Annotated in this window: 21 protein-coding genes; 10 read left to right on the top strand and 11 right to left on the bottom strand. The window is 45.0% G+C overall.

Translation table 11 applies throughout. From position 1 onward, the window contains the following. Positions 1–60 precede the first annotated feature (60 nt). A complete protein-coding gene (locus BK120_RS09655; protein ID WP_076267276.1) occupies positions 61–516 on the top strand; it encodes a GNAT family N-acetyltransferase in 456 nt (151 codons plus the stop codon). A 9-nt stretch (positions 517–525) separates the two neighbouring features. On the opposite strand, the gene BK120_RS09650 is transcribed toward BK120_RS09655, so the two are convergent. The 8 genes from BK120_RS09650 to BK120_RS09615 all read right to left on the bottom strand — a co-directional run bounded on the left by BK120_RS09650 (position 526) and on the right by BK120_RS09615 (position 7,156). Further along, positions 526–1,011, bottom strand: coding sequence for an anthrone oxygenase family protein (locus BK120_RS09650; protein ID WP_076267275.1), 486 nt, complete (start codon positions 1,009–1,011; stop codon positions 526–528). Beyond that, complete coding sequence (locus BK120_RS09645) at positions 1,004–1,837, bottom strand: NmrA family NAD(P)-binding protein (RefSeq protein WP_076267274.1); 834 nt, start codon at positions 1,835–1,837, stop codon at positions 1,004–1,006. The genes BK120_RS09650 and BK120_RS09645 overlap by 8 nt, the downstream gene beginning before the upstream one ends. Positions 1,838–1,928: 91 nt before the next feature. After that, the gene (locus BK120_RS09640; protein WP_076267273.1) at positions 1,929–2,357 is read right to left on the bottom strand and encodes a MarR family winged helix-turn-helix transcriptional regulator; all 429 of its coding nucleotides are present in this window, start codon (positions 2,355–2,357) and stop codon (positions 1,929–1,931) included. A 163-nt stretch (positions 2,358–2,520) separates the two neighbouring features. After that, on the bottom strand, positions 2,521–3,666 hold the full coding sequence (locus tag BK120_RS09635) for a hypothetical protein (protein WP_076267272.1): 1,146 nt from the start codon (positions 3,664–3,666) through the stop codon (positions 2,521–2,523). Between the two features lie 12 nt (positions 3,667–3,678). Then, complete coding sequence (locus BK120_RS09630; protein WP_076267271.1) at positions 3,679–4,968, bottom strand: hypothetical protein; 1,290 nt, start codon at positions 4,966–4,968, stop codon at positions 3,679–3,681. Further along, the gene (locus BK120_RS09625) at positions 4,965–5,846 is read right to left on the bottom strand and encodes an ABC transporter ATP-binding protein (RefSeq protein WP_076267270.1); all 882 of its coding nucleotides are present in this window, start codon (positions 5,844–5,846) and stop codon (positions 4,965–4,967) included. The genes BK120_RS09630 and BK120_RS09625 overlap by 4 nt, the downstream gene beginning before the upstream one ends. Position 5,847: 1 nt before the next feature. Continuing rightward, on the bottom strand, positions 5,848–6,612 hold the full coding sequence (locus BK120_RS09620) for a hypothetical protein (protein WP_076267269.1): 765 nt from the start codon (positions 6,610–6,612) through the stop codon (positions 5,848–5,850). Continuing rightward, positions 6,605–7,156 carry an RNA polymerase sigma factor gene (locus tag BK120_RS09615; protein ID WP_076267268.1) on the bottom strand — a complete coding sequence of 184 codons (552 nt, stop codon included), beginning with the start codon at positions 7,154–7,156 and terminating at the stop codon, positions 6,605–6,607. The genes BK120_RS09620 and BK120_RS09615 overlap by 8 nt, the downstream gene beginning before the upstream one ends. Before the next feature lie 346 nt (positions 7,157–7,502). Between BK120_RS09615 and BK120_RS09610 the strand changes: the two genes are divergently transcribed. From BK120_RS09610 to BK120_RS09600, 3 genes are all read left to right on the top strand, one after another. Then, the gene (locus BK120_RS09610) at positions 7,503–8,096 is read left to right on the top strand and encodes a GNAT family N-acetyltransferase (protein ID WP_076267267.1); all 594 of its coding nucleotides are present in this window, start codon (positions 7,503–7,505) and stop codon (positions 8,094–8,096) included. Between the two features lie 136 nt (positions 8,097–8,232). Further along, positions 8,233–9,165 carry a manganese-dependent inorganic pyrophosphatase gene (locus BK120_RS09605; RefSeq protein ID WP_076267266.1) on the top strand — a complete coding sequence of 311 codons (933 nt, stop codon included), beginning with the start codon at positions 8,233–8,235 and terminating at the stop codon, positions 9,163–9,165. Between the two features lie 109 nt (positions 9,166–9,274). Further along, positions 9,275–9,571 (top strand): DUF6509 family protein, encoded by a 297-nt coding sequence (locus tag BK120_RS09600; RefSeq protein WP_076267265.1) that lies wholly within the window; start codon positions 9,275–9,277, stop codon positions 9,569–9,571. Between the two features lie 79 nt (positions 9,572–9,650). Here the strand turns inward: BK120_RS09600 and BK120_RS09595 are convergent, their stop codons facing one another. Next, complete coding sequence (locus BK120_RS09595; protein WP_076267264.1) at positions 9,651–9,962, bottom strand: hypothetical protein; 312 nt, start codon at positions 9,960–9,962, stop codon at positions 9,651–9,653. A 169-nt stretch (positions 9,963–10,131) separates the two neighbouring features. Here BK120_RS09595 and BK120_RS09590 point away from each other — a divergent pair, with 169 nt between their 5' ends. Genes BK120_RS09590 through pruA form a run of 3 tightly spaced genes read left to right on the top strand, consistent with a single transcriptional unit; the run spans position 10,132 to position 13,859 of the window. After that, on the top strand, positions 10,132–11,343 hold the full coding sequence (locus tag BK120_RS09590) for an ornithine--oxo-acid transaminase (protein WP_076267263.1): 1,212 nt from the start codon (positions 10,132–10,134) through the stop codon (positions 11,341–11,343). Between the two features lie 5 nt (positions 11,344–11,348). Then, positions 11,349–12,251 carry an arginase gene (rocF, locus tag BK120_RS09585; protein WP_076267262.1) on the top strand — a complete coding sequence of 301 codons (903 nt, stop codon included), beginning with the start codon at positions 11,349–11,351 and terminating at the stop codon, positions 12,249–12,251. A 60-nt stretch (positions 12,252–12,311) separates the two neighbouring features. Further along, positions 12,312–13,859, top strand: a complete 1,548-nt coding sequence (pruA, locus tag BK120_RS09580; protein WP_076267261.1) for an L-glutamate gamma-semialdehyde dehydrogenase — start codon at positions 12,312–12,314, stop codon at positions 13,857–13,859. Positions 13,860–13,862: 3 nt separating this feature from the next. On the opposite strand, the gene BK120_RS09575 is transcribed toward pruA, so the two are convergent. Further along, on the bottom strand, positions 13,863–15,215 hold the full coding sequence (locus BK120_RS09575; RefSeq protein ID WP_076267260.1) for an aminotransferase-like domain-containing protein: 1,353 nt from the start codon (positions 15,213–15,215) through the stop codon (positions 13,863–13,865). Positions 15,216–15,332: 117 nt separating this feature from the next. Here BK120_RS09575 and BK120_RS09570 point away from each other — a divergent pair, with 117 nt between their 5' ends. The 3 genes from BK120_RS09570 (at position 15,333) to BK120_RS09560 (ending at position 18,941) form a co-directional block, all read left to right on the top strand. Further along, positions 15,333–16,301 (top strand): DMT family transporter, encoded by a 969-nt coding sequence (locus BK120_RS09570; RefSeq protein WP_256710836.1) that lies wholly within the window; start codon positions 15,333–15,335, stop codon positions 16,299–16,301. Between the two features lie 141 nt (positions 16,302–16,442). Beyond that, positions 16,443–17,927 (top strand): amidase family protein, encoded by a 1,485-nt coding sequence (locus tag BK120_RS09565; protein ID WP_144376721.1) that lies wholly within the window; start codon positions 16,443–16,445, stop codon positions 17,925–17,927. 177 nt (positions 17,928–18,104) lie between these two features. Beyond that, complete coding sequence (locus BK120_RS09560; protein WP_076267258.1) at positions 18,105–18,941, top strand: sugar nucleotide-binding protein; 837 nt, start codon at positions 18,105–18,107, stop codon at positions 18,939–18,941. Between the two features lie 137 nt (positions 18,942–19,078). Here BK120_RS09560 and BK120_RS09555 read toward each other — a convergent pair whose 3' ends face one another. After that, a complete protein-coding gene (locus BK120_RS09555) occupies positions 19,079–20,830 on the bottom strand; it encodes a cache domain-containing sensor histidine kinase (RefSeq protein WP_076267257.1) in 1,752 nt (583 codons plus the stop codon).

Below are 20,830 nucleotides of genomic sequence, written 5' to 3'. Positions count from 1 at the left end.
GAAGACGGAGTACCATCGATTGATAATCATGTAACTATTCAAACTAGAGGACGTGCAGAAATGGCTGTGAAAATTGTACAAGTATCACATACCGATACAGATTTACATCGGCTTATTCAGAAGCTGGATGAGGATTTAGCGCAAAGATATACGGCAGAGGAAGTATTTACAGTAGATTTTAGTGATCCTGGAATAGAGCAAATTGTATTTGTGGTTGCGTACGAGCAAGGAGAACCGGTTGGATGTGGAGCCATAAAACCGCTGGATGAGGAGTATATAGAATTAAAACGATTTTATGTCAGCCCCGAATTTAGAAGGAACGGCATAGCCGCACAAGTTTTGAAGGATTTAGAAGCCAGAGCGAAGGATATGAATTATCAATATATCCGTTTGGAAGCAGGGGCTCCACAACCCGAAGCGCTTCATTTCTATAAAAAACATCATTATTATGAAATTGATAGATATGGTGAATATATTTCCTGCGATTCAAGCCTTTGCTTTGAAAAGAAGCTTTAAGTACCACCGTTAGCTCGAATGTCGGAACGCTATAATAAAACAAACCAACGACGCAATGGTGGAAATGGTTCGTACATGATTCCATGGCGTCCAGCTGGCAACATAACGCGTCCATAAATCGGGGCCTACGACACCTGGGTCTGCTGAGGCAAGCATATCGTTTAAAGGTACGTTAAATACAATCGTTACTAGAACGGAGCCAATGAGATAGAGAAGGCTGCCGGCAAGCAAATAGGTTGCCGCGGGTTCACCTAATCGGAAAAATGAGACAATCGCAAGTAAGATGCTTGCTAAAGCTGTCCCAGAAAACACTAGACCAAACAACGGGTTCAATATTACGACGTTGATGGACTGCATGGCGGCAATGCTTTGCGCTGCAGGAAGACGCGAGAGAGCGGTCATCATAAACGTCGAAAAGACAAAAAACAATCCTGCCATCAAACCTGAGCCAAGAGCAGAGAAAAAGGTTAAGACAACGATGGATCGATCAAACATTTGGAACCCCCCATATACCTGCATCTGCGGTGTCTCGAGCGTAGTCTGCAAAATCCCGAGGCTCACGCTTTAGAGCGAGCTGAACGCCATCTGTCAGGTGTGAATTACGTCCATCCAGCACTTTAGTAAATAGCTCAGTCAATAACGTGAGAACATAATCAGGCATATCCTGCTGCGCAAGCGCAGAGATAAACTGCTCGGAGGTTACCTGTACGTAGCGGACATCTCTGCCGCTGGCTAACGCAATTTCTTCGGTAGCTTCTTTAAAGGTGAGCGCGCGCGGGCCAGTCAGCTCATAAAGCTTGCCGATATGGCTATCCTCAGTAAGCGCTGCGACTGCGACATCGGCAATGTCATCCGCGTCGATGAATGGCTCAGCTACGTCCGCGGCAGGGAGTATAACACTTCCGCTGAGTACGGAATCCAGCAGGAAGCTTTCACTGAAATTTTGACAAAACCAGCTCGCCCGCAAAATCGTCCAGTCAGCACCAGAGTCGCGCAGTGCTTTCTCACTAAGCTGAGCTTCTTCTTCACCTCGGCCGGACAATAGCACCAAGCGCTTGATTCCTTGTTTCACTGCTTGCTCAGCGAAAGCACCGATCGATGCGGCAGCACCGGGAAGCGCTAAGTCGGGGTAGTACGTAATATATACAGACTCTGCGCCTTGCAGGGACGCTGCCCATGTTGACGGATTTCCCCAATCGAACGAAGGATCACTTGAGCGGGAGCCGATTCGTATGGGCAGTCCACGAGCGGTCAATCTTTCTGCTACGCGGCGACCCGTTTTACCGGTACCTCCAATGATTAAAATAGGTTTGTTTTTCATAAAATCTCTCCTTTGCGTTTTTATTTATATTCAATAAAACTATTTAACTTGTTTGCACAAGCAAATGTTTTCTTAAATAAAGAAGATGTTGTCATTCTTTATTTTCTAGTTGATCGCTTACCGCACATAGTTGAAAGGACAGCTCTTCGCTTTCTTTTTCACCGAGCAATAAGGCGTAACGTTTACGCAAATTCATCCAGCACTCATTAATCGTGTCATTTAATGCTTTGCCTTTCTCGGTGGCGGAAATAAGTGATAAACGCCCATCTACTCGGCTGGTGAGCAGCCCTTTGATAACAAGCTTCTCAATCAGACGGGTCACAGTGGAGGGCTGGAGATGGAGAATCTCGCCTAACTCCTTCTGTGAGATACCATCCTTCTCATACACAGCCATTAATAAAAAAGCAGCCGTGGGTGACATGCCGCTAACGGCAAATTCATCTTCTGCCATCTTTGTGATAATTCTGCCCAATCGGTTTGCAGTGAAGTACAGGCATTCCTTTAAATACGTATCCAGCATCGTCATTACCTCATTTTTACATAAAAGTTGTTTGTGCATACAAATATAATATATTTCCAATTTGTTGTAAAGCCTATTTTTTATGGCTGAGGCAGCCTAAGTATTACTGTTCAATTCTAGGCTGCCTCAGCATCTTAACTAACAGTTAGATCAATCATGCTTGCTACACGAGCAAATCTGCTCGTCGCTCACTCCGCCAGCGAAGAACAAATAGTAGAACTGCGCCTGCGGCAAGAAGTAAATAAGTTAGCGGCTGCACATGCTGCGCGTAATAAATATCGGCAAGTCTACCGATTAGTAATTTTTCCATCCATCCAAACATCAGAAAAGCATAAGGGATTTGGAGTCCGATGATAACCATGTAATTAGGAGCTATGCTCGAGATCCATGCTGCAAACACCGCGGTGATTAGACTGAGCGCATATATAGCTGCTACAGTCAGACCGATGTATTGTCCGAATGTGAGATCATACCAAAAGTAACCTATATTAAATATCGAATTGATGCCCGAGTCCAGAAATAATCCTGTTCCCAGCCTGCTATACATGAGGAAGAAGACGCCAAGCTGTACGGTTACGATAAGAAGTGTGGAAATCATTGCAGCAGTAAGCTTTCGCAAGAAAAGCCTTCGTCCGATTCGCGCAGTATATTGCAAATGAATAAGCTTGCTTCGTTTATCGTGAAGAAAAATAGGTGAAACCATAAAGAGGATGCTTAAACCGATAAGAACGGTCATGTAGATGATTAAACTCATATAATTACTGAAAACAACATCGGTAAATATCGAGTCACCCTCATCGGAAGCAACATGCTTCTCCATTCTATTCTGCTGCTTCGCATCAACCTCGCCATATGCGTTGTAAGGATATTTTTCACTATTTTCATAGCGTTCGATCATGTACCTGCGTGCTTGCAGCTCCCAGAACAGTTCGGTATCCGACTCGAATACAGCATAATTATGGAGCTTGTTCAGTTGCTCATTGTTATAATCACTGTTGTAAAATTGCTCATAGGTAGTGATCCCAGCATCCATGAATTGCTGATCGGTCTTCATGAATTGTTCTGCTTTTTCGATTGTTTCATCGTATTTCTGTCTAAACAGCTCATACTCAGCATTATCCATATGCGTGCCATAATCCTTTTTCATCTCAATGCTGGCTTTATGAATTTCAGTATCGGGATTTCCGTTAGGAAAATGTTGAAAATAAAACTGTATGAATAAGAAATAAAATACAACATTGATCGCTAGAAGCATAATGACCATCCTCAGGCCAAAAACCTTCTTTATTTCATGCAGCACGATTGTCATAGGAGCTCCTATCTAATTAATATTTTGTCGTTTAAATTGATGCAAGCAGAGGATGCAGCACAGTGTTAGCAGCGCCAGCCAAATGCCAGCTGTGATCCATTCGTTATTTGGAAGGCTCATGAAGGCGCCGCTTGCTGTAAACCACGCTTTCGGATTCAATACAAGATGAAAAGGGGTAAACCCTGTAAATAAAATAAGCTTTAAATCTCTTGGTACGAGGTTGATGATTAGGAGAAAAGAGCCGAAAAGTATGGCAAATGCTCCAAATACCAAATAGCTGTTGCGAATAATTGCGGTTAACACAAAGGTGATGGCGGTAAAGATAAGCAGGAGCACAAAGATGAGCGCGATAGCACAGCCTAAAAAGGCAATATAAGACATCGAGTGCCAAGTTAAATAAGGATAAGGCATACCGAATTCCCAATTGAAAAAGCTGCTGACCGGCACCTTCCAAAGTCCCTTGTAGCTGAAGGTCAGGAAGTAGGCGGACAACGAAATTCCGGTTAGAGCGGTCGTCACGATTATGCTGGCTGCGAAGGAGGAAAGCAGCTTATCCGTTTGCAGCCTTCTGCCTCGTTTGGTGGAGTAGTGCAGCAGATGTGTACCTTGCTCAAATTCGTAATTGCTTATATACCCGGTCATTAATACAACTAAAATCATCAGCTGCAGCAAAATAGATCCAATGAGCGTTTTGAACAGCATCGAATGTGATTGATAGATTTGACCAATGAAGAATAGATTCTTGTGCTCGCCACTTGCGATAAGCTGATGTAGTCTCTCAGCAATGTAGTCATACCGCTGTCTCACCAAATCAGCCGCCGAGCCGCTGAATCCATATTTCTTTATCTCGCCCTCGGCGATCTGCTTCATATCGAACCCAGCATAGGTATCATCGATGTCTTGCATCAAGAAATAATAATTTTGAATAACTCGCAGCTCATTAAACAAATCTAGCTCGTCAGTGCTGTAAAGATTCGGTTGATCGGTCACGTAACGCTTATAATTTTCATATTCAAAAAAATCGCTGGGCATTTCATACGTTTGAGATGTCCGTTTATTCGTCAGCTTGTTCATTTCGTCCAGTCGCGACAAATAGTAAGACTTGTAATCCTCCTGCATCGGCTTAGTAATCTCGGAACCGAACTGTGCAACAAGCTCGTTCAATATGCTCATTTCATCCTTTTTATAAGCCTCTTGAGCAATGAGGAATAGATTATAAGCGGTAAACACCAGCAGCAGCGCGATAATGACGGGTGAGAGAAGCGCTTTTCTCAGCTCGTAAACTCGAATTTTCCAGCTCATACCGGTTGTTCCGCAGCGGATTCATCCTGATAAATGTAGATGAATACATCCTCAAGGCTTGGCGCTGAAGGGTGCCAATCGGGCTTAGGATGCCCTGTGCCTATAAACCTAAATTTCATCCGACCTGATTCCTGCTTCTCAGAAAGCGACAGATACGAATGTCGAAATGCATCTGCAGCATCAAAATCAACCGTAGTTTCATACACCATACCGTCGATGAGGCTGCAAATATTCGCAATGGAATCCTTATGCAGCACGCGTTTGTCCTTGATCAAAATAATTTCATTCGCAATCGATTCCACATCCGACACGATATGTGTAGACAATATAACGATTCGATTACGCGCTAGGCTGGTCAACATATTGCGAAACCGGGCTCGTTCCTTCGGGTCCAAACCCGCTGTAGGCTCGTCCAGAATAAGAATTCGCGGATCATTCAGCAGCGCTTGTGCAATGCCGACACGCTGGATCATGCCTCCGGAAAACTTTTTCATTTTTTTATCGATCACATCTTCAAGCGCAACGAGCTTCAGCAGCTCCACGATTTTGGACTTCGCGGCAGCGGTCTCGATGCCCTTTAAAGCCGCAATATAGAGAAGATATTTCCTCGGACTATAATTTTTGTAATAGCCGAAATGCTGGGGAAGATAGCCGAGCTGCTCGCGATAGCGTTCATCCAGCCTTATAATATTTTCGCCGTTGTACAATATTTCACCCTCACTGGGGTACAGCAGTGTGACTAGCATTTTAATCAACGTCGTTTTCCCTGCTCCGTTCGGAGCGAGCAGTCCGTAAACGCCGTTGTTGAATTCAAGATTAATGTGCTCCAGCGCGCTGAAGTTGCCGAAGCGTTTGGACACATTTTGTACGGTTAGCATGTCAGAGAGCTCCTTCCGAGCTTTGGAATGTCGTTAGCTTCTTAAGATTTTTTAAGGATATGGCGCATCCAAAGATGGCGACTGCAATATAAATAGAAATTGGAATGGCGGAAATGAAATGAAGATAAAACTCTTTGTTTAGCTGCAGGAGAGTCAGATTCAAAATAAACCAGCCTGCAATGAGCACATATTTCATCATGTCCGAATGCACGCTGACCATGATGTACAAGAAAGCAGCAGAGAAAAGAAATAGTGAGGCGGCTGACAGCGATATTGCGAATAAAACGTTTAGTTGGCTGTAAATGATGGCTGCCGCGACAATTAAAACCGCATTAACGACCATGCAGACGAGGCTGAATACGAGCATCCTCAGCGAGGCTAGCTGGTACACATTGTACTTGCAGGTCATTTCTGTCTCATACGTATCGCTGTACTTTCGGCGGACAAAAAATAGGAGAGCGATGACGAGATACAAAACGGGAGATCCGATGAATATGGCTGAATATAGGTCTTCACTCAGTACTCTTGAACGTTCAAATGCGGTGAGTGCGAACCAGATGATAAGAGCGAACCCGGCAGTTAGCGCAAAGACGATTTCTGTCCAGTCATGGAACAGATGCCTGAAGCCGAGACGACGATACATCGTTCGTAAATAGTGATAGAACGTTTGCTTTGGTACAAGGCCAGCTGCAACAATGCTGCGGATTTGCTGTTCCATCTCAAGTTCATCCGGCAGTTCGACTTGCTGAAATTTTTGCTCATTCATTGCTGTCGCCTCCAAGCTGTTTTTTTAGCCTTCTGATCATGGCGTAGTATTTGGTCTTCGCTGTTGATTCTGGAATATTGAGCAGCGGCGCAATGTCAGAGAACGTGTACTCAGCAAAAAACTTCAAGCGGAAAATATGCTGTGAGGCAGCATCCATTTGATTTACCTGGAGCATTATCGTTTCAATCTGCTCTCTTTTTTCTATTTCCAATGTAAAATCGCCGTCATCTGGCATTTCCTCCTCTATCGGAGCGGTATGACGGGTATAGCTGTAATATTTGGAGCGATAGTAGTCGACGATTCGGTTTGTGGCAAGCTTGTACAGCCAAGTACGGAAGGAACCGCGGGCTCCGTCAAATTTTCCAATCGACTGCAGCATATGAATGAAAATGTCTTGTGTAAGATCCATGGACAGCTGTTTGTTCGTTGTTTGCCTGTACGCGTAGCTGTACATTTCCTTGTAGTACCGGGAAACGAGTGCATTCGCTGCCGTTTCACTGGATTGTCGCTGAACTTGCTTGATCCATGCTGCTTCTGTGTCCATATCGCTCTCTCTTTCCCGCATAGTAAATTGCCGCTTGCTTGTATATTCGAAGTCCGGTCAGAAATAGTTTGCATGCACAGAAAGATTCTGTATATTTAATTGTCTTTGAGCTTGAATTTTGCTACAATTTTTATCAGGTTATATTTGGAAGGGGAATCAACACTATGCCAGTTACTTTGTAATAGTTTAATCTACAATTCTATTTTTACTATTACAAGGAAACAAAGCAAAGTGTGTTATACATCACATCATGCGGCGAATCCTTGTGATTTGCTGCTTTTTTTGTGATTTATGATGCTTCTCTATATTCTGCTTTGTATTCCTTCTATACATTAGGAGGATATCGATGAGTCATTCACAAAATACAGGCAATAGCATTTTAACTATAGCGTGCAAAGATATTATTTTGAGAGAGTATCAGGTCGAGGATTTAGATGCTCTGCATAATCTCACTTGGCAGCCTCATTTTCATAAATTTTTGCTGGATTGGAATGTTTCTAAGGAACAAAGGACAGACTGGTTCAACCATTATGAAATACCAGAAAACCTGCGTTTTTTAGAAGCGGTATCCAAAGATGGCGATATTGGAGAGCTGCGTCTGCGACTGAGTATAATATCCAGAGATACTGGCGAATTTATCGGTATTTGCGGGACAGGAATATTGGATAAAATATCGCCGCCAAACAGAGAGATTTTTTATGGAATTTCAAATGATCATAGAAATAAGGGTTACACGACTCAAGCTGCAAACGGATTAATTAACTATTTATTTGAAAATACGAATGTCGAGGAGCTCGTGGCTATCGCTCAGATACGCAACGTACCATCGAATAAAGTGATCCTAAAATGCGGTTTTGAATTTCAAAACAATATCGTTATTGAAAATAGGGAATACAGTTACTACAAACTTAAGCACATACAACATTCACAAATTTTCTGATTTAATTCAGTGTAAAGGTATAGGAATAAAGAGCACTTAAAGCTATAATGGTTTTTAGTATAGCATTTACAAAAGGACATGGGCCGTTAATGACTGTTTGGTCCAGCCGAAAAATAACTTTTAAGGAGTACTCGAAATGACTAAAACGCTTATTTTCGGGCACAAAAACCCGGATACCGACACGATTACATCAGCGATCGCATACGCTGAGCTAAAAACAAAGCTAGGTGCTGACGTTGAGGCGATTCGCCTTGGAGACGTTAACGGCGAAACACAATACGCACTTGATTATTTCGGCATCCAAGCACCTCGTTTGATCGAGAATGTTGCTGATGAGACTGACACGGTTATTTTGGTCGATCATAACGAGCGTCAACAATCCGCAAACGATATCGACAGCGTACGTGTACTTGAAGTAATCGATCACCACCGTATTGCTAATTTCGAGACAAGCCACCCTGTATATTTCCGCGCTGAGCCTGTAGGCTGCACAGCGACGATTTTGAATAAATTGTACAAAGAGAACGGCGTTGAAATCCGCAAAGAAATTGCTGGCCTTATGCTGTCTGCTATCATTTCTGATTCCTTGCTGTTCAAATCGCCAACTTGCACGGAGCAAGATGTAGCAGCCGCTCGCGAGCTTGCTGAAATCGCTGGCGTTAATGCAGAAAGCTATGGTCTGGACATGCTTAAAGCAGGCGCGGATCTTAGCGACAAAACGATTGCACAGCTGATTTCCCTAGATGCGAAAGAATTCGCAATGGGCAGCTACAAAGTAGAAATTGCGCAAGTAAACGCGGTTGATACAAACGATGTTATTTCTCGCCAAGCTGAGCTGGAAGCAGCTCTTAACGATATTATTGCAACAAAAGGTCTGGATCTGTTTGTGCTTGTTGTAACGGACATTTTGAACAATGATTCCGTAGCGCTTGCACTTGGCGCTCAAGCCCACGCGGTTGAGAAAGCTTACAACGTAACGTTGGTAGACAATAAAGCGGTACTTAAAGGCGTTGTCTCCCGCAAATCGCAAATCGTACCTGTTCTTACAGAAACGCTAAGCAGCCTGTAAAAAATAGCGAGGCAGCAGCCGTTTGCCAAAAAAATAGCAGTCTGAAGCTTGGATTTCAAGTTTCAGGCTGCTTTTGTTTTGCTATACTAGAGAAGAAGGAGCGGATGACATGTTTACTGTAACAGAATATAGCGCTGAATTAATGAAGGACCCGTTTGGCATTTTGTCAGGAAAGAGGTATGAGTTCATTCTTGATCTGGATGTAGCGGATGATGATGAGCTTTATCATGATGAGGGCGTGACGCTCCGTGTCATTTATGTGATCGAAGAGGATACAGCCCGCATCGCAAAGTATGAATTTCTAACCACTTCCTCCAATAAGTATATTGATTTTGAGCTGGAAGAGGATGAAGAGAAGATGGTACTGGCGTTTTGTCAGGAGCATTTTGACAAGCCGGAGGAATAAACAGCCTTTTAGCAGTTGAATTATAATACATAATTCAGTATGGAGCAGGGCTGGCAGCGTTTTTTAGCCATGTCATCGATTAGCTGACATTGGCATAGATTAAAAAACCGATAAGAGGCAGCACCCAAATGAGCGGTACCATTGCGATGGTAACCGCTATTTTCATTTTGTTGAACCGATAAAGCACCCAGCTTGCAATAATGGACAAAATAAGAGCTACCGGATAAAGCCAAATCACAATAAATAAAAGCACAGGCCAGAATAGATTTTCTGAACCTGGCGAGTCGAACATCATAACAGACATTAACGCGACAAAAAGCCAAACAATCGTAAACATTCCGAACAAGATTTGGCTAATTAGCATTGTAAGAAAAACCTTTTTGTTTTTCATCACTCAACCCCCTTTCCCCCAAATATTATTAAAGCAAGCCTCGCGGATTTGTACAAGTGAAATTGTTACTTTCTGCCTATCCTCGGTTCCCTTTGTTATTTGTCACCCCTTAACCGCATAAAATTCAAAAACAGCTATTTTTTGCGGTGCATGCAGAGAGGAGCAGGTGATGAACAGGGCAAATAAGGATATTGAGCTGGCAGAGCGATTTGGCGCCCATAATTATCATCCCCTGCCGATTGTGATTAGCAGCGCAGAGGGCGTATGGGTGCAGGATTCAGAAGGTGCGCGCTACATGGATATGTTGAGCGCTTATTCGGCATTGAATCAAGGGCATCGACATCCTCGGATCATTAGAGCGTTAAAGGAGCAGGCGGATAAGGTCACGATTACATCACGAGCTTTTCATAATGAGGCACTTGGTGCGTTTTGCGAGAAGCTGGCGGCCTATGCCGGCAAGGAACGAATTCTTCCTATGAATACAGGGGCAGAGGCAGTTGAGACGGCGATCAAAGCTGTACGTCGCTGGGCTTACAGCGTCAAGAAAATACCGAATGATCAAGCTGAAATCATCGCTTTTGAGGGCAATTTCCATGGCAGAACACTGACACTGACGTCTTTCTCCTCAACGGAGGAATATAAGCAAGGTTACGGCCCCTTTACACCTGGATTTCGTGTTGTTCCATATGGCGATTTAGAGGCAGTGAAGTCGGTGATGCAGCCGAATACCGCTGCGATATTGATTGAGCCAATTCAAGGTGAGGCGGGCATTCGGATTCCTCCGGATGGATTTCTTGCTGCTGTTGCTCAGCTATGTGCAGAACAGCAGGTGCTGCTTGTGGCAGATGAGATTCAAACCGGCTTCGGGCGTACAGGACGAAAATTTGCATGCGATTGGGAAAATGTCATTCCTGATATTTATATTATGGGGAAAGCGCTGGGTGGAGGGGTCATGCCTGTATCGGCTATCGCCGCGAACGGGAGCATTATGGATGTATTCGAGCCGGGCTCTCACGGTTCAACCTTTGGAGGAAATCCGCTTAGCTGCGATGTTGCGATTGCAGCGCTTGAAGTAACCGAAGAGGAAGGGCTGGCGGAACGCTCGCAGCTGTTGGGGCAGTATTTGTTGAGTAAGCTTGCTACATTGCGCCATCCGGACATTGCTGAAATTAGAGGACGCGGATTGTTCATCGCCATTGTGCTTTCGACGCCTGCAAGGCCTTATTGCGAGAAGTTGATGGAGCTGGGGCTGCTGTGCAAGGAAACACATGAGCATGTCATTCGGTTGGCACCGCCGCTCATCATCACGGAAGAGGAGCTCGACTTTGCCTTCGAACAAATTCAAACGGTCTTCGCGAATAGCATACAGGCAGGAGCGTGACGGCGATGAGCATTCAACAGGTGGCAATCGTTGCTGTTCCTTTTGGGAAAGGGGCAGGGAATCCCGGTGCGGAGCTTGGTCCAGCGCATATATTGCAGGCGGCAGAGCTTAGCCGCATGCTGGCGGAGCTTCACATCCCGCATCGGTTAGCGGGCGAAATTGGCTTAATCACTCCAATACCGCCGCTTCAATCCGTAAATGCCAAACATTTATCTGAGGTGCACGAAGTGACCAGCCGATTGTCTGAGCGCGTATCGGAGATCGTTGCGGCAAGGGAATTCCCGTTAGTGCTAGGCGGAGATCATAGCATTTCCATTGGGACGATTGCTGGCTTAGCCGAGCATTATAAAAATCTTGGAGTCATTTGGTTTGATGCGCATTCGGATTTGAATTCGGAGGATACAAGTCCATCGGGCAATATACATGGAATGTCGCTGGGCATCAGCCTTGGCAGAGGTATCCCATTGTTAACGAATTTAAGAGGATTTTCACCCAAAATAAAGCCAGAGCATGTCGCGATTGTCGGAGCCAGATCGCTTGATTCCGGCGAGAAGGCCTATATCCGATCTCTAGGCATCGCTTGTTATACTATGCATGATATTGATCGCCTTGGTATTGCACGCGTAATGGAGAAGGTAATACAGCAGCTTAAGCAAACGACTGATGGCGTCCACGTCAGCTTTGACATTGATAGCCTTGATCCGGTTGAGGCACCGGGTACGGGCACGCCTGTCAGGGGCGGGCTCAGCTACCGTGAAGCGCATCTTGCACTTGAGCTTCTTTATCAATCGGATCTGGTCACATCAGCCGAAGTCGTGGAAGTTAATCCAAGCCTCGACCATAATGACCAGACGGCTAAGCTTGCGGTGGAGCTAATTGGCTCACTGCTGGGCGAACAGATTTTGTGAATCAGGAGAAAGCGCCTCAAGCGACTAGCAAAGATTCGAATGAGCAGGAGGAACTGAGCTATGCGAGAGCCATATCAGAACGAACCATTTACCGATTTTTCGGTAATCGACCATATTAATGATTTTCAGGAGGCGCTGCGCAAAGTTGAACTGGAGCTGGGCCAAGAGTATTTTCTAAGGATTGGAGCTGACCGCATCGAGACGATTCAAAAGCGAAAATCAATCAATCCCTCTGATGTTGGGCAGCTTGTAGGAATCGTCTCACAGGCGGATTCCGAGCTGGCGCATAAAGCCATACTTGCCGCCGCAGAGGCTTTCGAGCATTGGAAGAAAGTGACGCCTTCTGCGAGGGCGAGAGTATTGTATAAAGCAGCGACGTTACTGCGAAGGCGTAAGCACGAGTTTTCTGCATGGCTCGTTTATGAAGCGGGCAAGAGCTGGGCGGAGGCCGACGGAGACACAGCCGAAGCCATCGATTTTTTGGAGTATTATGGGCGGGAGATGGAACGGCTTGCAGAGCGTCAGCCTATTGTTGCTGCAGCAGGCGAGGATAATGAGCTAGTCTATATCCCGCTTGGCGTTGGCGTTATAATTCCGCCATGGAATTTTCCGCTTGCGATTATGGCTGGTATGACCATGGCGGCGGTTGTTGCCGGCAATACGGTAGTATTAAAGCCGGCCAGCGCGACGGCTGTTATCGCGGCGAAATTTGTTGAGCTGCTGGAGGAGGCAGGGCTGCCTGACGGTGTTGTGAATTTCTTGCCCGGCGCGGGAAATGAGGTGGGTGATTTTTTGGTGGAGCATCCATTAACCCGCTTTATATGCTTTACGGGGTCAAGGGAGGTTGGCCTGCGTATTAACGAGAAAGCCTCTACCGGCCAGCCGGATCAGAAATGGTTGAAACGCATCGTTGCAGAGATGGGCGGCAAGGATACGATTATTGTTGATGCGGAGGCGGATCTTGAGCTGGCGGCCGATGCGATTACAGCATCCGCTTTCGGTTATGCTGGACAGAAATGCTCGGCCTGTTCGCGTGCTGTTGTGCATGAACTCGTCTATGACGAGGTTATTGACAAGGTTGTTGAACGAACAAAACGGCTAAAGCTTGGGAAAGCAAGCGAGCAGTCTACTTACGTTGGACCGGTCATTGACGAGCGAGCCTACATGAGTATTTTAAAATATATCGAGGTTGGGCGCAGCGAAGGAATCATCGTGCATGGCGGCAAAATTGGAGATAGCAGCGGTTATTTCATTGAACCTACAATCATTAAGGATGTCGCTCCGCTTGCCCGCATCGCGCAAGAGGAAATATTCGGGCCAGTACTCGCTTTTATTAAAGCAGGCAGCTTTGACGAAGCGCTTGCTATCGCGAACAACACCGATTATGGGCTGACGGGTGCCGTTATCTCGCGGAACCGCAGCAGATTGGAGCAGGCCCGCGAGCAGTTTCATGTCGGCAATCTTTATTTTAACCGCAAGTGTACAGGTGCCTTAGTTGGCGTCCATCCTTTTGGCGGATTTAATATGTCAGGTACAGATTCGAAAGCTGGCGGGCGTGATTACTTGCTGCTCTTCACGCAGGCGAAGGTTGTATCAGAAAAATTCTAATCGTTATAGGCGAGCGGATTGGGCTATCAAACTGCCGATCCGTTCAATGCCGCTCTCAATGTTCCCCTCAATCACATTGGTCACATTAAGCTTCAATAGATTTGCCCTCTGAAAAGTAGACAAGTAGTCACGATCCATGGCATCAACCAGTATGTCCTCCTTGCGCAATTTGCTGATTAGAAGCGGGACAGAAATGGTCTCATGAAGCAAAATATGAGTATGAACGATCGGATATTTGGATCGCTCATAGGTGAAGGCACCTTTGCTGCGTGAAGCTTCCTTCGCAAGCGCCGTATCGAGAAGCTTCGCCCTTGCCGAGTATTTCCCGCGGATTTTGGCGCGATGACGCTCGAACATGCCGCTGCGCAAATAGATTTCAAGAGCGGCTTGCGACAGCATGGAGCTGTCGATGTCGTCTTGTTTTTTGTATAGTCGAAACGCTTGTGCAAGTAAATCAGGAATGACCGCAATACCGATCCGCAGGCCGGGAAATATAATTTTGGAATAGCTCTTTAAATAGATGACATGAGAGGAGTCGTTATAAGCATAGATCGGATCGGCTTTGCTGTTTTGCTCGAAATCAGCTAGAAAGTCGTCTTCAACGATATATACATCGTATTTGGCGGCCAGCTTAGCGAGCAGCTGCTTCTCTTTCTTCGAATAGGAGCAGCCAAGCGGGTTGTGAAACCGCGGCATCGTATAAAAAAACTTAATGTCCTCTGTGCGAAAGATCTCCTCCAGCCTGTTGAAATCAATGCCGGCGAAACGACGTTCGATGCCGATTACGGGTATATGCCGTGTTTGTAAATACTCTATAAACAGATGATAACCTGGCTGCTCAATCAGCACCTTCTGCTTGCCGCTCGGAAATGGCATAGATGCAAGCAGAGACAGCGCCTGTTGAACCCCGGAGACAACAAATATATTGCGCTCTGGCGCAAACACCTGATAGCTCATCAATTGCTTGCGAACGATATCAATTAAGGAATCCATTCCTTTGGCGGTGCCATAAACAAATAAGTCCTTCTGGTAAGTATCGATTGCTTTATTAATGCAATGCTGAAAATCCAAATAAGGAAACAATGCCGGATCGGGCGCCGATGCTGCAAAGTTGAGCAGGCGAGCTGCTTCATCTTGAGCGGCGTTCATCCCTTTTACAACAAAATAGCCGCTTCTTGGCATCGCATAAATGAGATGGCGTTTCTCCAGCTCATCCAAAGCTTTAATAATTGTGCTCTTGCTGCAATTGAACTGCTCTGCCAGCGCTCGAATGGAAGGGAGCTTCTGCCCATCTTTATAGGGCTGCTTTGCAATAAGCTCCTCCAGCTCATTCATGAGCTTTAAATAAAAGTACATTTTAACAGTACCTCCTGCCATCTGTACCGATACAGATGGCTTTTTTGTATATTGTAGCATGTGCAGCTTTGGAGATACGATACCTATATAAAGCGAACAGTTACTAGGAGGTAGACCATGATGACAACACACAATAATTTGAAGTCGAAACGGCTTGCGTATACAGCGATTATTGTTTATTCCACTATCGTAGGGCTTTCTTTTCTTTTCGGGAAATTAGCCTTGACGGTTACAAGTCCGCTGGACAGTCTCGCCCACCGTTTCACCATATCTTTTATTGCGGCAACAATACCAGTCTTATTCGGTTGGATCAAGCTGCAGCTTAAAGCACGGGATATGCTAAGCATTCTTCCGCTAGCTGTCTTTTATCCGTCGATGTTTTTTGCTTTCCAAGCCTATGGATTACAGTTTACATCCTCCGCAGAAGCAGGCATTATTCATGCCACAGTGCCTATTTTCACGATGATTGCCGCAGCGTATTTCTTGAAGGAGCGGACGACTAAGGTACAGAAGCTATCGACCCTGCTCTCCGTTGTTGGGGTTATATTCATCTTTGTCATGAAGGGGACGTCAATCGATATTTCTAATGTAAAAGGCACCTTGCTCATACTTTTGTCAGCTCTTTCCTTGGCAGGCTACAGCGTACTAGCGAGGCGACTCTCAGGTCGCATGAAGGTAATGTCGATGACGTATATGATGACGGCTATTGGCTTCCTTGTATTTAACTTTATCGCAATAAGTCAACATGTCGCCAAAGGAACGATTGCTCATTATTTTGAACCATTTGCCAGTCCAGTGTTCCTCCTATCGATATTATATTTGGGCGTACTCTCTTCGCTCGTATCCAGCTTGCTCAGCAATTACGCCTTATCCAAGCTTGAAGCGTCTAAAGTGAGCGTATTTAATCATCTGGCTACGTTGGTCTCTGTTATCGGTGGATTTGTGTTTCTCGGCGAGAAGCTGGCATACTACCATTTCATTGGCGCTGCAGTTATCCTTGTTGGTGTGCTGGGCACGAACATGGGGGCATTCGGTAAAAGAAAGGGAACATCTTCGATAAGTGTTTCTCAAAAGGTGGAACGATAACAGAAGGCAGCGATTCCATCTGAGTCGAACAGCTGCTGCCGGAAAGCTTAGTTATACTCATTCTCTACGCTGACAGCTGCTCTAATAATGGATATGATTAGGTTTGTAGGTTATTAGAAGCGGCGTTAAGGGGATGATCAAGTGATCGAGAATAAGGATACATGGATTGTGGAAGCGGATATTACAAGCATGCAATCAGCAATGGAAAAGGGATGGATAAGCTCAGAAGAGTTGGTCCAGTTATATATGGAGCGAATCAGCAATTATGATGGCGTTCTTCGATCTATTTTGGAAACGAACCCCGATGCCATTGAGATTGCCAAAGCTTTAGATAAAGAGCGACAAGAAAAAGGGAGTCGTGGCAGCCTGCACGGTATTCCGATTTTGCTCAAGGACAACATCGATACACACGACAATATGCACACAAGCGCGGGATCCGTAGCTTTAGCGAATTCATATGCTGCGGAAGATTCCTTTGTTGCTTCGCAATTACGTGCCGCAGGAGCGGTTCTGCTAGGCAAAGCGAACATGACAGAATGGGCTAATTTCATGTCAGGCACGATGTGGGCGGGATACAGCTCAAGAGGAGGCCTTGTGCTTAACCCATATGGTCCGGGAGAGCTGTTCATTGGAGGCTCAAGCTCGGGATCGGGCGCTGCGGTTGCCGCCAACTTGGCAGCTGCTGCAATTGGCACGGAAACTTCGGGCTCCATCATTAGCCCTGCAAGCCAAACGAGCTTAGTAGGAATTAAACCAACGATAGGCTTAGTAAGCCGAACTGGCATTATACCGATTACAAACAGTCAGGATACGGCAGGTCCGATGACTAGAACGGTAACGGATGCGGCTATTCTTCTTGGAACATTGGCAGGCGCCGATGAGCGAGATGCGGTTACGGTAAATGGGGCAAAGCAAGCTCAATCCGACTATACGCCATTTCTTGATGCTAGTTATTTAAAGCAAGCAAGGATCGGAATTCCGCGCTTTTATTATAAAGATTTGGACGAAGACAGGCTTGCGATCATGGAGTCGGCTATTGCGGTTTTGAAACAGGCTGGCGCGACGATTATCGATCCCGTTGAGCTGCCGTGTGAGAAGGTTGATTGGGATTGGCATGTGCTGCGATATGAATTCAAAAAATATATCAATGACTACCTCGGCAAGCTGGATGAATCGGTTCCTGTTCATTCCTTGAAGGAGCTAATTGCTTATAACGAAGAGCACGCAGACATTGCTTTAAAATATGGGCAGGATACGCTGCTGTCGGCGGAGGAAACGAGCGGAACGTTGACCGAACAGGAATATGTCGATAGTATTTTGAGAAATAAAGAGCTGGCAGGCAAGCATGGAATTGACTTCGCTTTACAGGGGCATCAACTGGATGCTTTGTTGTTTCTAGGCAATGATGATGGCGATGATCTTGCCGCAAGAGCGGGTTATCCGGTCATTACCGTGCCTGGCGGTTATGCGGAGAAGGGAATCATTGCCGAAGGCGGCTATACGACCAAGGGGCCGCAGGGGGTCACCTTTATTGGTACAGCCTTTAGCGAGCCTACCTTAATTAAACTAGCCTATGGCTTTGAGCAGGCGACCAAGCATCGTGTATCTCCGTCAGCTTTTAATTGAATAGCTTGAAATAAGCAGGCGTAAACAACGGATATAATCCGCTAGTTTGCGTCTGTTTTTTGGGAAGAAATAAGGAATAGAAACCAGTATGGCTTGTTATGTTTTTTAGAGACTGCGTATCTTTTATTCGTTATAGATCGTTTTCTAATAAAGGTGTTTTGGAGGAGTGAATTTATAATGAAAAAGGTACTTATTCTAGGTGCAAGCGGTCTTGTAGGAAGGGCATTGGTCGATGAATTGCAGCACGGTTTTGACCTGTATGGCACTTATTCTTCATCATTTACGAGTCTGCCTGCTGATAAGCAGCACAAATTAGATGTTGAGCAAATGGCTGAAATGAAGAAAATCATCCATTCGATTAAACCCGATATTGTTATTTCTTGTTTAAGAGGAGAGTTTGATCAACAGCTGTTGTTCCATAAAGAATTGGCTATGGAACTAGCTAAGCATAATAGTCGACTGTATTTCTTTTCTACGACGAACGTATTTGATGGAGACTTCTCAAAGCCTCATTTTGAAACAGATCTCCCTATTTCCGGAACCGATTATGGGAAATTCAAAATCGAATGTGAAAACATGCTTACAGAAATTTTGAGTGAACGAGCGATGATTGTCAGAATACCCGCGATATGGGGGAAAGATTCTCCGAGATGGAACACCGTTAAAGATAGTATCGAAAATAATAAAGAGATAGAGGTTTACAGCAATCTCGTGTTTAACAATCTTCTGGATGTTTTGCTCGCTAAACAGCTGCGCTTCATTATTGAAGAAGAGCTAAAAGGAATTTTTCATTTAGACGCAGTGGATACGCTGACACAAGGGCAATTTTATGAACAAATTTTAAAGCAATTAGGAAGTGAAAAGAGTATATTGCGAGAACGATTATATGAAGATGATGCTGCTACATATTATTTTCAGTTGCGTTCAAATCGCGATGACTTTGCCAACGCTCCGCGAAGCACTAATGCTGAGATGATATCATATTTAGTGAGCGATTATTTGGATAAAGAGTAGCAAAAGTTTGAAAAGGATGGGGCTGCCGGCGGGCGGCTTTTTTTATTAATCAGCCCTGTGACAACAGACTGGTCCCGAGAAGCATTGGGCGTTAACTAACATAAAGAGGGCAGGAACAATCCCTGCCCTCTTCATTGCTATTGCTTGATTTGGGGGAGCGTAATACTGATCACGGTCCCGAGCCCCTGCTTGCTCTTGATCGTGATGTGATAGCTCCGATCATACAGCAGCTTCAGCCGTTTATTCGTATTCAATAAGCCGATGTGCTTGGACTGCTCTTCGGATGCAACCAAAGATCTCCTGATTTCAGTGAGCCGGTCTGAAGGAATGCCGTTCCCGTTGTCGGAGACGACAAGCCGAAGCTGTTCCCCAATGATTAAAATTTTTATTTTGATCAGGCCATTCCCGTTCTTTTCCTTTATGCCATGGTATAAGCTGTTCTCGACTAAAGGCTGAAGCAGCAGCTTCATCGTATGGAGCTTGAGAATTTCTTCGTCGTATTCAAACAGTACATCGAAGGTATCCTTGTACCGTTTCTTCTGAATATTGATGTAGCTGACGGTGTTCGCGATTTCTTCCTCCCACGTTACCTCATTGGTTGGACGGCTGAAGGAATAGGAAAGCATGTCGGACAAGTTCTCAATCATATCGCTCGCTTTGTTCGGTTTTCCTGTTAGACCGACGGTTTCCCAATAAATCGAATTGAGCGTGTTATACAAAAAATGTGGATTGATTTGGGATTGAAGCGCAAGCAGCTCCATCACTTGAAGCTTGTATTTCTTCTCTGAGAGTTGGGTTTGAATATAGCGATGTTCAATGAAATGGGCGATCATGTTCTGAATAATGTAAGAATATTCATCATTAACTTTGCTAGGCGGCTTCAGCGGCGTGCGATTATTCTCGGCAGATCTGAGCAGCGAGGTTATAGCAAGCAGCTGCCTATAATTTTTTCGGGTCAAATAAAAGGTCAATGCAAGTCCCAAAAAGAAGGACAAGCACGCAAAAATGATTGTATAGTTTAATATGCGCGAGGGTGTCTCGTACAACGAAGCATGCGGAATGACGGACACGTATTTCCAGTTGTACTGCTCCGATTCCACCTTCGTCACGTTGACTTCTCCCAGAGAGGAAGCCAGGTCGAAGTAGGTAGATGGGTGGTTTGCCATTTGATCCAGCTCGGCATCTGTTAAAATATTTTCTTCTTTATTGGAGAAAATAACCTGATTATTTTCGTTTAGAACGAGCAGAATTTGATCCTTATACGTCGTGATGTTGGATAAAATATTTTCAATATATTTTGGACGAACGTTTAAAATAATACCGATTTTCCGTGGCGCCAGCACGTTGTAAATAGATATTAATTCGGTCGGCTGCGTCTCGAACGCAAAAATTTTGGCTTCCCTTTTGGACGTCCATTCCGTAGCGGGCCCATCGTATTTCATGAATTCCTCGAACCAGCCCGTATCGTTGAAACGGTTGATTGAAGACAAGCCGTCAAGTGAGGACACGAAACGGCCATTCGGATTGTCCGAGTAGAAATAAATAGAATGGATATAAGGTTTTGAGCTGGTAAGCGCATTCAAATAGCTGGATATAATTTGATACGAAGTAGAACTCTCATACGTATAGATCGGATTTTGCAGAACGTTGGACAGCTCATTGAAAACTTTAGCGTTCTGGTATAATGCAAGCTTCAACGTGTCTAGTTCATCCAAAATCATCTCGATCTGGCGCTGTGATTGCAATAGCAGGAAACGGCTGTTCTTGTTAATGTCTGCCTTCATGTCCCTCTGTGTGGTTATAAAGGATAACGAGCCTAATATGATTAAAGGCAATATTAAAGGAATGAGAAAAGTAGCCAAATGCTTGATAAAATAGCGCTCTTTCAT

Source organism: Paenibacillus sp. FSL A5-0031, from assembly GCF_001956295.1.
In the GTDB taxonomy this organism is placed as follows: Bacteria; Bacillota; Bacilli; order Paenibacillales; family Paenibacillaceae; genus Pristimantibacillus.
The sequence above is the reverse complement of the archived record's forward strand: the minus strand, read 5'-3'. Positions and strand labels throughout refer to the sequence as shown.